Origin of the sequence: Mangrovibacterium marinum, assembly GCF_003046625.1 — a bacterium.
Classification (GTDB): domain Bacteria; phylum Bacteroidota; class Bacteroidia; order Bacteroidales; family Prolixibacteraceae; genus Mangrovibacterium; species Mangrovibacterium marinum.
Window position 1 is genome coordinate 135,428 of sequence record NZ_QAAD01000004.1, and the last position, 13,403, is coordinate 148,830.

The window sequence follows — 13,403 nt, forward strand, 5'->3', positions numbered from 1 at the left end:
AAATAATAATGAAAAAGAACAACCCCTATAAAGGCGTCATTGTGCCGATGATATCGCCGCTCAAGGATGATTTATCAGTTGATAAGCAGGCGGTGAAAAAGATTGTCAGCAATTTTCTGAAATACGATGTCGCTCCCTTTATCGCAGGAACGACCGGCGAAGCAAGTTCTCTGTCTTTTCAGCAGAAGAAAGATTTAGTTGAAGCGACCGTTGAAGTGGCGAAAGGCAAAGCGGTTGTTTATGCCGGAATCTCGTCGAATTGCCTGCCTGAATCCATTGAAATGGCCAAATGTTTTGCCGATATGGGAGCTGACGTGGTGGTGGCAAACGTGCCTTCGTACTACCCGCTGACCGATGCACAGGCTGCCCGCTTTTGCGAGCAACTGGCCGACGCCAGTCCGGCTCCGCTCATCTTTTACAACATTACCGCTACTACCGGCTATTCCATTCCTTTGGATCTGATCGAAAAGCTGAGCTATCACCCGAATGTGGTGGGATTGAAAGATTCTGAACGTGATGAAAAACGTCTGGATCAGGCTTTGGATTTGTGGCGCGACCGCGAAGATTTTGTTCACCTGATTGGTTGGGCAGCGATGTCGGGTTATGCGTTGAAAAACGGTTCGGACGGCATTGTTCCGAGTACCGGAAACTTTACCCCAAAATTGTATGCCGATTTGTATGCGAATGCGCTAAATGGCAACTGGCAACAGGTTGAACAATTACAACAACTAACGAACAACCTGGGAGCACTGTACCAAAAAGGACGCACGCTGGGCGAGTCATTGGCTGCCCTGAAAGTGATTATGGACGAACAAGGGTTGTGCGGAACACAGGTTATGCCGCCGATTTACTGCATGGAAAATGGGGTGGAGGCAGACTACCGAAAAGAAGTGAAAGCCTTCTTGAGTAATTTAAATCTTTAAGAACGAACACGATGAAAGATAAAATTAGATTAGCAGTAACCATGGGCGATCCGGCAGGGATTGGCCCGGAAATCGCTGCCAAAGCTTTTGCTGATCCAACTGTTTTCGACAAGTGTCTTCCACTGTTGGTGGGCAATGTTGAAGTAATGAAAGAAGCCATTAAGCTGACAGGAGTTGATTTGAAAATCAACCCGATTAAAGATGTAAAAGAAGCCAAACTGAGTTTTGGTACCATTGATATTTACGACATTCCGGTTGATAAAAGTAAAATTATACACGGGAAAGTGACCGCAGAGGCGGGCGATCTGGCTTTTAAAGCGGTTCGTAAAGCCATTGAATTGGCGATGAATGGTGATGTTGACGGCACGGTTACCGGGCCAATTCACAAAGAAGCGATCAACCTGGCTGGCCACCATTTTTCGGGACACACTGAAATTTATGCCCATTTCACCGGAACCGAGAAATACACCATGTTGCTGGCCGACGAGAAAATTAAAGTGACGCATGTGAGCACGCATGTTTCGCTGCGGAAGGCTTGCGATTTGGTTAAAAAACAGCGTGTGTTCGATGTGATCCGCTTGACAAACGACGCATTAAAACGAATCGGTATTGCGAATCCCCGGATCGGTGTTGCCGGTCTGAACCCGCATGCGGGCGACGGTGGTTTGTTCGGAAGCGAAGAAACGGAAGAAATACTGCCGGCCATCAACGAGGCAAAACACCTCGGTGTACAGGTTGCTGGGCCGTATCCTCCGGATACTTTATTCTCACTGGCCAACGGTGGAAGTTTCGATGGTTGTGTGGCCATGTACCACGACCAAGGACACATCCCATTCAAGCTTGTTGGCTTTATTTGGGACGAAGAAAAGCAGGCCATGAAGAGCGTGAAAGGTGTTAACATTACGCTTGGATTACCAATTATCCGTACATCTGTCGATCACGGAACAGCGTTTGAAATTGCCGGAAAAGGCATTGCCAGCCCTGATGCCCTTGTGTTTGCGATGGATTACGCAATTAAGCTCTATCAAAATCAATAAAATAAAGACGATGATAGCAGTTATTGCAGATGATTTCACGGGAGCTGCCGAAGTTGGGGGAATTGGCCTTCAATATGGATTGAAGGTCTTGATCGAGACGGAGGTGACCGGGTCAGGAGATGCAGATTTATTGATTATTGCTGCTGACACGCGGTCGATGTCCGCCGACGATTCGGTTGCCAAAATCGAAGAAATTACCCAAAAACTTCTGCTGCTGAAACCGGATTTTATATATAAAAAACTGGATTCTGTTCTGCGTGGAAATGTCTACGAAGAACTGATCAGCCAGCAAAAAACGGAAGGGAAATCAAGGGTTTTGATTATCCCGGCAAACCCGCATTTTAAAAGATTAGTCAAAGACGGCGTGTACTATGTCGACGGGACTCCACTTGCAAAAACTTCCTTTGCTTTCGACCCGGAGTTTCCGTTGAAATCGAGCCGTGTAAAAGATATTTTAGGATCTGATCCGGAATTGATTTCTTCGCTGAATTTAGGCGAGGAGCTACCGGATGCGGGTTTCATTGTTGGAAACGTCGAATCGGAAAAGGATCTGTCGAGCTGGGCTGAGTTATTGGATGACCAGACTGTTTACGGCGGAGGAGCTGGATTCTTCGAGGCAATTCTGATGAAAAACCACGAATCGCAAAGAGCAGACGTCGAGTTTAACAGTAGCGAGGAGCATCATTCGCTGTTTATTTTTGGCAGTACTTTCCCCAAAACGTTCGAGCTTTTCAAAAAGATGAAAATGGCAGGCTTGATGTTTATCAACTTGTCTGAAGACTACTTCAAACTTTCGGATAAAGATCCGTCTGCGATTCAGGAAATGGCCGAAAATGTCGCATCCTGGTTGGGGCAGGAACGGAAAGTCGTCATTACAACTATCTTTACAAGTTCGAAAGTACCGGCAATCTCTCCGGACCGAATCCGGAAGGAAATCGGGCTGTTGGTGAAAAAGATTTTTGAGTTGACGAAAATTCAGGAGCTGTACATCGAAGGTGGTGCTACGGCAGCTCAGATCTTCCAAAAGCTTGAAATAACCAGTTTGAGGCCAGTTGGAGAGTTGGATTACGGTATTATTGAAATGGAGGTGGACGATTATCCGGGCTTGTGCCTGGTAACCAAGCCGGGCAGTTACCTCTGGCCCGAATGTATTATTCCGGAACTAAATTAAACGAAGCCCCCCAAAAAATATCAAACCAACCAATTAAACTAATCAGATCTAGACACGATGAATCCTACACCGAACATACATTTCCTCGACTACTTTATCATGTTTCTGACCTTGGTCGTCTCCCTGGGAGTCGGCTTTTGGTTTTCGAAACGTCAAAAAGATACCAACAACTATTTCAAAGCTGCCGGATCGATTCCTTCCTGGGCGATCGGAATTTCGATTTTGGCAACACTGATAAGCAGTATCACATTTTTGGCCTATCCCGGTGAAGGTTATACTTCAAACTGGATTCGGCTGGTTCAGGGCTTGATGGTGCCGATTGTTCTTGTTGCGATTGTGGGATTTGTTGTGCCTCTGTTTCGGCATGTCATTCAGCTAAGTACCTACGAATACTTTGAAAAACGTTTCGGCAAATTTGCCCGTTTTTACACGTCGATAAGCTTCATCCTGACGCACTTTTCCAAGATGGGAACGGTGTTTTTCCTGATTTCATTGGCGTTGAGTAAAATGATTGGATTGGATACTGTAACGATTATTTGGATTATCGGAGCTGCAGTAATTCTTCTTACAATGTTAGGCGGAATTGAAGCAGTTATCTGGCTGGATGTGATCCAGGGTTTCTTGCTGATCATTGGAGGTGTGATTGCACTTGGTATTTTGCTGTTTACGCCGGAAGGTGGCCCGATGGAAGTTTGGCGCGTGGCGATGGCAAACGACCGCATTGGCTTTGGCCCGTTTGATTGGGATTTTGTGCACCTGACTTTCTGGGTAATGGCATTAAATGGTGTGTTTTACGCCATTCAAAAATACGGAACCGACCAAACAATCGTACAGCGCTATTTGACAGCGAAGACGGATAAAGCCGCTATCAAAGCCTCGCTGATTGGGGTTTTGCTGAGTGTACCGGTTTGGGCCATGTTCATGTTTATCGGTACAGCACTGTTCTCGTACTACAAAATTACCGGGGCTCCGTTGCCTGCCGATATCGAAGCGGACGCTGTGTTCCCGTATTTCATTTTAACAAAACTGCCGGTTGGTATTGTTGGCTTGATTTTGTCGGCCTTGATGGCAGCTGCGATTTCCAGCCTCGACTCGGATTTGAACTGCCTTTCGGCGATTTTGATGGAAGACTATTACAAACGCATTTTCCCGAAAAGTACCGACAAACAGCAATTGATGATGGGACGCTTGTTTATCGTTTTGGCTGGTTTGGGTGCAATCGCTGTCGCCTTGTTCTATGTGAATGCCGGTAGCGAAGGCGTTCTCGGAATCATCTTCACGCTTTATGCCATTTTCTCGGGTGGTATTGCCGGAATGTTCCTGTTGGGAATTTTCAGTACACGGGCCAACAAGCAAGGTTTGTATTGGGGAATCGGAGCCAGCATTCTTTTTACGGCATGGGCGCTGCTCACTTCAACACCTATCGGAATGGAAGGAAAGAAAACCATCCTTTTGGACCTGGGAAATTTCAATTACACGCAGCATAAATACATGATTGGTGTATACAGTCATGTGGTGCTGATTGTCGTCGGTTACGTTGGCAGCCTTTGTTGTAAAGGTGGTTCAACCGATATTTCGCTGACCTGGGTCGGTTGGAAACAGAGACAAAAACAGCTAAACAAAGCATAAAACAGAAACAAATGAAAATGAAAAATCTACTCGTTGCGGGTTTGTCGGTTTTGACGTTGGCGGCATGTCAGCCAGCGGCAAAAAAGGAAGAACCCAAAGGAATGGAACTATTAAAAGTGTCGGCTAACCATCGTTTTTTCGAAACGGAAGATGGCGAACCTTTCTTTTGGCTAGGGGATACCGGCTGGTTGCTCTTTACAAAATTGAACCGCGAAGAAACTGAGAAGTATCTGGAAACACGAAAAGAACAAGGCTTCAACGTTATCCAGGTGATGGTGTTGCATGGCTTGGGAGCGGTGAATGTTTACGGCGATTCAGCTTTAGTGAATCACAGCGTTGCGACTCCGAATGTTACTGAAGGAAAAGACTTCAGCGATTCAATTCAATATGACTACTGGGACAACATTGATTATGCCATCGATTTGGCGGCCGAAAAAGGCTTGTACATGGCCTTGGTGCCGGTGTGGGGAAATAATGTGAAAGATGGCGGTGTTTCGCGCGACGAAGCTGCTGTTTACGGCAAATGGATTGCCGACCGTTACAAGGACCGCAAAAATATTATTTGGTTGAACGGTGGTGACACTTTTGGCAGTGACTCTACAGCAACCTGGAATATTCTGGGGAATGCGCTGAAGGATAACGATCCTAACCATTTGATTACCTTCCACCCGCGTGGCCGCATGCAGTCGAACGACTGGTTTTTGGATGAACCGTGGATGGATTTCAATATGATCCAGTCCGGTCACCGTCGTTACGATCAGGACGACACCGAGCGCGGCTATGCGCAGGACAACTACAAGTACATTTTTGAAGACTGGGATTTGGCTCCCGTTCGCCCAACAATCGACGGCGAACCTTCTTACGAAGGAATTCCACAGGGATTGCACGATACGTTGCAACCCTTTTGGAACGATGCTGATGTGCGTCGCTACGCTTACTGGTCGGTGTTTGCCGGAGCTTTTGGATACACCTACGGCCACAGCGCGGTCATGCAGTTTTACCAGCCGGGCGACAAAGCGGCTGCTTACGGTGCAAAAGATTATTGGACAAAAGCGATTAACGATCCGGGTGCAACCCAAATGAAATATGTGAAAGAGTTGATGCTGTCGCGCCCTTATTTTGACCGGGTACCCGATCAAAGTTTGATTGCCGGTGAGAATGGCGAAAAGTATGATTTCCTGATCGCAACCCGTGGCAACGACTACGCATTCATTTACAGTTATAATGGTCGCGATATTTCGGTTCAGATGGGTAAAATTGCTGGCGAAAAGGTAAAAGCCAGCTGGTTCAACCCACGAAACGGACAGTTCGCTGCAATTGGAGAGTTCGAAAATACCGGTGTGCAATCGTTCGATCCTCCGGGAGATGCCGGCGACGGACACGACTATGTGTTGGTTTTGGATAGCGTAAAGTAGATTGACGATGAAGAATAAAATAGTATTGTTGGTAGCTCTGTTCGGAACATTGATTTCCTGTTCAAAGGAAAAGGAAGTGTACCTGTTCAGCACTTTCCGCGAACCGGCCGATAAAGGTTTGTTTTTCGCGTACAGTGAAGATGGCTACCATTGGAACGATTTGGGTGGCCCGTGGTTGGCTCCGGAGGTCGGCACACAAAAAGTAATGCGCGATCCATCGGTTGTGCAAGGGCCCGACGGTACTTTTCACCTGGTTTGGACATCATCGTGGCGCGGAGATTTGGGCTTTGGCTATGCCAGCTCAAAAGATCTGATTCACTGGTCGGAAGAGCAACTCCTTCCGGTGATGACGGATACTTCGACGGTAAACGTTTGGGCGCCCGAGCTTTTTTATGACGACGAACAGGATCGTTTCATCATTATCTGGGCATCTACCATCCCCTTCAAATTTGAAAAAGGCGAAGAGGAGGAAAAGAACAACCACCGCATGTATTACACCACAACGAAGGATTTCAAAAGCTTTACGGAAACGAAACTGTTTCTCGATCCGGGCTTCAGTGTCATCGACTGTGTGATTGTTAAACGTGGGGCGAAAGATTATGTGCTGGTGTTGAAAGACAACACGCGCCCAAGACGTGACATTGAAGTGGCCTTTGGCGAAAGTCCGCTTGGGCCTTGGCACGATATTTCCGAACCTTTCACCGGCTTCAAATCAGAAGGACCGACGGTTGTGAAAGTGGGCGAGGACTACCTGATTTATTACGACGACTACGGAAATATGAGATACGGCTGTGCCCGGACGAAAGACTTCAAATCGTTTGAAGACATTTCGGACCAGGTGACACTACCGGAAGGGCATAAGCACGGCACGATTTTTAGAGTAAAACAATCGGTTGTAGATGCGCTGTTAAAACAATCGAAGGCAGATAAAGGACTTTAGTTGATATGAGATAGCCGGAATCCGGTTGACCGTTTCGACCTTCGCCGGATTCCATTTTTTAGAACGCAATTCAAACAGATCAAATCAGAAACATGAACTTTGGAAAGAAATTAATCAACACGTTTGTTCTGGCAGCTGCAGTAACCGGGCTTTCGCAGGCTCAGGAACTGCCGCACTACACCGGAGAAACGCTCAATAATCCCGATTATCATCACGGGCAACTATCGCCGGCCTTGGGAGTCCACAATATTCAAACTTTCAGGGCAAATCGCGAATTTCCGGAACAGGCTGATGGTTTGGGCTGGACTTACAACCATGCGCCAATGCTGGCGTACTGGAATAATACCTTTTTCCTCGAATATCTGAGTGATCCGGTTGGCGAGCATATTGCGCCGGGTGCAACTTTGATTCAAACCTCAAAGGATGGCAACGAGTGGACGAAACCCGAAGTAATTTTCCCGCCCTACGACATACCTGAAGGATTCAGCAAAGAAGGTGATACCGCAGTGGCTCACAACCTGCAATCCGTTAACCATCAGCGCATGGGCTTTTATGTGAGCTCGAATAACAAATTGCTGGTGCTGGCTTACATCGCGATTTCGCTGAACGAAAAAGACAGTCCGAATGACGGAAACGGCATTGGCCGCGTTGTTCGCGAGGTAAAAGTTGACGGTACTTACGGGCCAATCTATTTCATCCGATATAATCATGGGTGGGATGCGAAAAATACAACACTTCCTTTTTATAAAAAGAGCAAAGACAAAGCTTTTGTGAAAGCCTGTGACGAGTTGCTGGCGAACCGACTAATGGTGCAGCAATGGAACGAGGAGGCAGATCGTGACGATCCGCTGATTTCGTTGAAAGGCGATTACAAGGCTTTCAATTTTTACCATTTGCCCGATGGAAAAGTTGTCGGTTTGTGGAAGCACGCTTTGGCAGCAATTAGTGAAGACGAAGGTCAGACCTGGACCAAGCCAACCCGTGCTCCCGGTTTTGTAAACAGCAATGCCAAAATATGGGGACAACGCACATCCGACGGGCATTACGCGACAGTCTACAACCCGTCTGATTTCCGCTGGCCATTGGCGATTTCAACCAGCACCGACGGTTTGGATTACACGAACCTGTTGTTGGTGAATGGCGAAGTTTCGCCGATGCGTTACGGTGGGAACTACAAATCGTACGGCCCGCAGTATGTTCGCGGAATTGCTGAAGGAAACGGTATTCCGGCGGATAGCAATCTGTGGGTGACTTACAGTATGAACAAAGAAGATATTTGGGTTTCGAAAGTTCCGGTTCCGGTTGTTGACAAAGAAACTTCGGATGTAAACGACGTTTTCAACCAGATGCCGGAAGGTAACGAATTGGACCGATGGAATATTTTCTGCCCGCTTTGGGCTCGTGTTGACATTGAGAAAGATGCCAGCGGCACCCGCTGCCTGATGCTCAATGATCAGGATGAATTTGACTACGCGAAAGCGGAACGGCTTTTCCCGCGTGCAGCCAATGTCTCTGTCGAGTTCAAGGTGAAGCCGGCCCAAAATGACCATGGCCAACTGGATGTTGAACTGGTGGATGCCAAAGGAACAGCTGCGATGCGTTTGGCTTTCAGTAAAGATGGCTATCTGCAGCAGAAAAACGGTTACCGAATGGGAAATATCATGCCGTACAATGCCGGGCAGGAATACACCATTCGCATTGAATTGACTTGCGGCAACCGCTTTTTCGATGTTTATGTTGACGGAGAAAAGAAAAAGACCGGGCTGTGTTTTGCTCCGGTACACGCCGTTGAGCGTTTGACTTTCCGCACCGGCGATGTTCGTCGTTTTCCGGATGTGGACACACCAACCGACCAGGATTACGACCTGAAAGAAACAGGTAAACCGGCGCAGTTGGCGAAATTTTCAATCTATTCGGTAACGACTAAAGAATTGTAAGAATGAATTTCAAATTGAAAAGAATAGTTTTTTCATATAGCATAGTTGTGGCAGTTTCCCTGGCAGGTTTGTTCCAGGGAAACCTTTATGCCACCGGCAAACAAAAGGACAAGAGTATTCTGAAAGTTGACGATTTCAAGCATTTCGTGGACTATTTCAATCGTATGGAAGATGAAAATCTTTCGTTTGCGATCCCAAATGCAGAAGCCTGGGATTGGATGAAAGCAAACATCCCGTTGTTTGAATGTCCGCAGGATAACTTTGAAGAAATCTACTATTACCGCTGGTGGACTTACCGCAAGCACATAAAAGAAACACCGGAAGGTTGGGGAATCACCGAGTTTTTGGTTGATCGCCCGTACGCTGATAAATACAACCTGATTGCCTGTGCCATTGGTCATCACATTATGGAAGGCCGCTGGTTGCACAACCCGGAATATATTCAGCAATATGCGCATGTTTGGTACCGTGGGAATGAAGGAAAACCAATGAACAAGCTGCACAAATTCAGCAGCTGGACACCTTATGCCATGTTGCAGGCTTACTATGTGAATAGCGACAAGGATTATTTAGTCGACATGTTGCCGGATTTGACGGCTGATTACAAGCGCTGGGAGGAAGAGCGTCGCAATGAAAACGGACTCTTCTGGCAGAATGACGTGAAAGACGGTATGGAAGAACAGATCAGTGGTGGCCGTCACGAGCGGAACGAACGCCCGACCATTAACAGTTACATGTTTGGCAACGCCGAGGCTTTGGCCGAGATTGCAGAACTGGACGGTGATCAGGCAACGTCGAAGTTGTATGCCGCGAAGGCTGATACTTTAAAGGAACTGATTGATGCAAATCTTTGGGATCCGGAGGATCAGTTTTTTGAGACGGTGAAGGAAAAAGGAGGTTTCGCAAAAGTTCGCGAGCAAATTGGTTTCATTCCCTGGTATTTCAATATTCCAACGGCCGAACAATCGGTTGCCTGGAAGCAGATCAACGATAATAATGGTTTTTCAGCTCCCTTTGGCTTGACAACAGCCGAGCGTCGGCATCCGGATTTTCGCAGCCACGGTTGCTGCAAATGTGAGTGGGACGGTGCGAATTTGGCCATTCGCAACCGCTCAAACGTTGACAGGATTGGCGAATTTGCTGAATGATTACAAGCAGGATGTGGTGACCGACAGCACCTATTTCCGCCAAATGGAATTGTATGTTGAGTCGCAATATTACCGCGGTCGCCCGTATGTTGGCGAATATTTGGATGAAGTAACCGGCTATTGGTTGAAAGGCGATCAGGAGCGCAGCCGCTATTACAATCACTCAACCTTTAACGATTTGATGATTACCGGTTTGGTTGGTTTGCGCCCTCGGGCTGATGAAGTGCTGGAAGTGAACCCGCTGGTTCCGGCAGGCAAGTGGGATTGGTTCTGTTTGGACAAGGTGCTTTATCATGGCAAAATGGTCACCATCGTTTGGGACAAAACCGGCGAAAAGTATGGTAAAGGCAAAGGTTTGTACCTGTTGGTTGATGGCAAAGAAGTTGCCCGACGCGCTGACCTTGGAAAGCTGACAGGGAAATTGTAAAGTCAAAAGTTTGAAATCAAGAGGCAAAATTTACGATTTACGATCTACAATTTACGATTGACTATTCTGTGAAACTCGGTGTCCTCTGTGGTTAAAATAATCGTCAAATAACTTTGAGGGGAAAACATGAAAAACACACAAATGAAACGAATTATAACCTTTACGTTTTTGCTGGTTTTGGCATTCCAATTTCAGGCTGAAGCGAAAAAAACAAACTGGCGCAAAGGAATTTTGGTGGATGAATTCATCTACACCGAAGCGCCGTATCCGTCGTGCCACTCGGCAACCATTGCGGAGACTTCGGAAGGACTGGTTGCCGCCTGGTTTGGTGGAACCAAAGAACGCAACCCGGATGTTGGTATTTGGGTGAGCCGCCAGATCGATGGCAAATGGACTGAATCTGTAGAAGTGGCAAACGGCATTCAAAACGACACGCTGCGCTATCCAAGCTGGAACCCGGTGCTGTTTCAAATGCCCGGTGGCGATCTGCTGCTGTTTTATAAAATCGGTCCCAGCCCGTCGGAATGGTGGGGTATGATGATGCGATCGTCTGACAATGGAAAAACATGGTCGCAAGCGGAACGCTTGCCTGATGGCATTTATGGGCCAATCAAAAATAAACCGATTTTACTGGCTGACGGTACGTTGATGTCTCCTTGCAGCGTGGAAGGTGATGGCGGCTGGCGTTCGTATTTCGAGTTTACCAAAGACGAAGGAAAGACCTGGGAAAAGGGTGACTACATCAACGATGGCAAAATGTACATGGCCATTCAACCGGCCATCCTGACTTATCCGGATGGACGGATGCAAACGCTGGTTCGCACGCGAAATGCCGTTATTGCTTCAAGTTGGTCGACCGATCAGGGCAAAAGCTGGGGCTTGATGCAACCTTCGGGGCTTCCGAATAATAACTCGGGTATCGATGCTGTCAGTCTGAAAGATGGTCGTCAGCTGGTGGTTTACAATCATGTAAAAACGCCCGTGAATGCGCCCAAAGGACACCGCACTCCGCTGAATGTTGCTGTTTCAAAAGATGGTAAACATTGGGAGGCGGCACTGGTGTTGGAGGACTCAGAGATCAGCCAGTATTCATATCCCGCAGTGATCCAAACATCAGATGGCTTGGTGCATTTTGTGTACACCTGGCGTCGCAAGCGGATTAAGCATGTGGTTGTCGATCCGAAGAAATTGAAGACTAAAAAGATTGTCTACGAGCAGTGGCCTGAATAGCAGATGTAAGTCAAAAGGTAAATTTGAAAAGTCAAAAGAAGGAAGGGATTGTATTCCGTTTTTGCACGAACTCGAGCCTAAACAAATAATGACTAATTAATGACAACCAATTGACAATTAAATGAGATAACAATGAAAAAAACGAGACTCCTCATAACTATCAGTCTGTTGTTGTTTGCTTTTGGCGCAAATGCCCAGCTGGTGAACTCGGATAACAAATACCAGCGTCCGCTCAACGAAGTGTTGAAGGATATCGAGCAACGGTACGATGTTCAGATCAGGTTTTCGGAGAAAGACATTGCCGGATTGGTGCTCAATTATGCAGACTGGCGCTTTCGTCCGGATTTGGAAGAAACACTTCGGAATGTGTTGTCACCCTTCGATTTGGTTTCCAATCTGGAGGAAAAATCGGGCGTCTACAAGGTTGAAGAGTTTCGCTATCACAGGAAAACAGTAGCCGAAGCCCAAGAGTTTTTGGATTACCTGTCCGGTTTGTATTCCAATAAAGAAGAATGGGAAGCCCGGCGGGCAGAGCTAAAAAGCTGTTTGCCCTCAGCCGTAAGATTGGATAAAGCGCCCGCTTCACCAGGGACAAAGCCAATTTTAACTAAAATCCGCAAGATGGATGGCTACACCATTCAGAATATTGCACTGGAGATTTTGCCCGGTGTTTACGCATGTGGCTCGATTTATCGCCCTGCGAAGATCAAAGGGAAGATTCCGGTTGTGCTGTGCCCGAATGGCCATTTCGGCGACGGACGCTATAATCCCGATATTCAGAAACGCTGCGCCGGTTTAGCCCGGATGGGAGCGATGAGCATTAGTTACGATCTGTTTGGTTGGGGCGAGTCTGGTTTGCAATTCGATATGAAATATCACCGGAAAGCATTGGCAAATACCATTCAGGCTTTGAACAGCATTCGCTTGCTCGACTATCTTTTGAGCCTTGATTATGCCGATTCGGATAGGGTTGGAATTACCGGCGGTTCAGGTGGCGGTAGCCATACCATGCTGATTTCTGCAATCGATGATCGGATTGACGTAAGCGTTCCGGTTGTCATGATGTCCGCAATTCACTATGGAGGCTGCCCTTGCGAAAGCGGGAACCCCATTCACCTGTGCGGCGGCGGAACCAACAATGTGGAAATTGCCGGCTTGTTTGCGCCAAAACCACAATTGATTGTTTCGGATGGGGGCGATTGGACGGCAAATGTTCCCGAACTCGAATTCCCGTTTTTAAAGCGGATCTACAGTTTTTACGGCCCTGACGCAGTGGTTGAAAATGTCCATCTCCCCAATGAAAAACACGATTATGGCCCTTCAAAACGAATTGCCATGTATCATTTCATGGCGAAATATCTCAAGCTGGACGAATCAAAAGTCTTCGATAAAGCTGGCAATCTGGATGAATCGGCGATAACGGTTGAAAAAGATAACGATCTGAAAGTATTTGGAGATAACGGTGAAAAACTTCCAGTGAATGCGTTGACGGATTTTGAAAAGCTGGAGGCGATGTTTCAATAGCATTGCCAGGTGAAGCCAGTGA

At 47.1% G+C, this 13,403-nt stretch carries 11 protein-coding genes; all 11 read left to right on the plus strand.

The window, feature by feature from the left end:
- Positions 1–8 precede the first annotated feature (8 nt).
- Positions 9–923 carry a dihydrodipicolinate synthase family protein gene (locus C8N47_RS05070; protein ID WP_107821444.1) on the plus strand — a complete coding sequence of 305 codons (915 nt, stop codon included), beginning with the start codon at positions 9–11 and terminating at the stop codon, positions 921–923.
- An 11-nt stretch (positions 924–934) separates the two neighbouring features.
- A complete protein-coding gene (pdxA, locus tag C8N47_RS05075) occupies positions 935–1,960 on the plus strand; it encodes a 4-hydroxythreonine-4-phosphate dehydrogenase PdxA (protein ID WP_107821445.1) in 1,026 nt (341 codons plus the stop codon).
- 10 nt (positions 1,961–1,970) lie between these two features.
- Positions 1,971–3,131, plus strand: a complete 1,161-nt coding sequence (locus C8N47_RS05080) for a four-carbon acid sugar kinase family protein (RefSeq protein WP_170111297.1) — start codon at positions 1,971–1,973, stop codon at positions 3,129–3,131.
- A 57-nt stretch (positions 3,132–3,188) separates the two neighbouring features.
- Positions 3,189–4,760 carry a sodium:solute symporter family protein gene (locus C8N47_RS05085; protein ID WP_107821447.1) on the plus strand — a complete coding sequence of 524 codons (1,572 nt, stop codon included), beginning with the start codon at positions 3,189–3,191 and terminating at the stop codon, positions 4,758–4,760.
- Positions 4,761–4,777: 17 nt separating this feature from the next.
- Entirely contained in the window at positions 4,778–6,175 is a 1,398-nt protein-coding gene (locus C8N47_RS05090; RefSeq protein WP_107821561.1) for a glycoside hydrolase family 140 protein, read from the plus strand.
- Positions 6,176–6,182: 7 nt separating this feature from the next.
- Complete coding sequence (locus tag C8N47_RS05095) at positions 6,183–7,115, plus strand: glycoside hydrolase family 43 protein (RefSeq protein WP_107821448.1); 933 nt, start codon at positions 6,183–6,185, stop codon at positions 7,113–7,115.
- A gap of 92 nt (positions 7,116–7,207) precedes the next feature.
- Positions 7,208–9,052, plus strand: coding sequence for a sialidase/neuraminidase family protein (locus C8N47_RS05100; protein WP_107821449.1), 1,845 nt, complete (start codon positions 7,208–7,210; stop codon positions 9,050–9,052).
- 14 nt (positions 9,053–9,066) lie between these two features.
- Positions 9,067–10,200 (plus strand): MGH1-like glycoside hydrolase domain-containing protein, encoded by a 1,134-nt coding sequence (locus C8N47_RS05105; protein WP_211316045.1) that lies wholly within the window; start codon positions 9,067–9,069, stop codon positions 10,198–10,200.
- Complete coding sequence (locus C8N47_RS18830; protein ID WP_211316046.1) at positions 10,181–10,627, plus strand: glycosyl hydrolase family 65 domain-containing protein; 447 nt, start codon at positions 10,181–10,183, stop codon at positions 10,625–10,627. The genes C8N47_RS05105 and C8N47_RS18830 overlap by 20 nt, the downstream gene beginning before the upstream one ends.
- A gap of 141 nt (positions 10,628–10,768) precedes the next feature.
- Positions 10,769–11,857: a sialidase family protein gene (locus C8N47_RS05110; RefSeq protein ID WP_211316047.1), complete on the plus strand. Its 1,089-nt coding sequence runs from the start codon at positions 10,769–10,771 to the stop codon at positions 11,855–11,857.
- 132 nt (positions 11,858–11,989) lie between these two features.
- Positions 11,990–13,381, plus strand: a complete 1,392-nt coding sequence (locus C8N47_RS05115) for a DUF4974 domain-containing protein (protein ID WP_107821451.1) — start codon at positions 11,990–11,992, stop codon at positions 13,379–13,381.
- Positions 13,382–13,403: the final 22 nt, after the last annotated feature.

Bases quoted from the DNA above. Each gene is read 5' to 3' on its own strand.
- C8N47_RS05090 (WP_107821561.1), top strand. From the start codon at position 4,778: ATGAAAAATCTACTCGTTGCGGGTTTGTCGGTTTTGACGTTGGCGGCA.
- C8N47_RS05095 (WP_107821448.1), top strand. From the start codon at position 6,183: ATGAAGAATAAAATAGTATTGTTGGTAGCTCTGTTCGGAACATTGATT.
- pdxA (WP_107821445.1), top strand. From the start codon at position 935: ATGAAAGATAAAATTAGATTAGCAGTAACCATGGGCGATCCGGCAGGG.
- C8N47_RS05085 (WP_107821447.1), top strand. From the start codon at position 3,189: ATGAATCCTACACCGAACATACATTTCCTCGACTACTTTATCATGTTT.
- C8N47_RS05110 (WP_211316047.1), top strand. From the start codon at position 10,769: ATGAAACGAATTATAACCTTTACGTTTTTGCTGGTTTTGGCATTCCAA.
- C8N47_RS05115 (WP_107821451.1), top strand. From the start codon at position 11,990: ATGAAAAAAACGAGACTCCTCATAACTATCAGTCTGTTGTTGTTTGCT.
- C8N47_RS05070 (WP_107821444.1), top strand. From the start codon at position 9: ATGAAAAAGAACAACCCCTATAAAGGCGTCATTGTGCCGATGATATCG.
- C8N47_RS05080 (WP_170111297.1), top strand. From the start codon at position 1,971: ATGATAGCAGTTATTGCAGATGATTTCACGGGAGCTGCCGAAGTTGGG.
- C8N47_RS05100 (WP_107821449.1), top strand. From the start codon at position 7,208: ATGAACTTTGGAAAGAAATTAATCAACACGTTTGTTCTGGCAGCTGCA.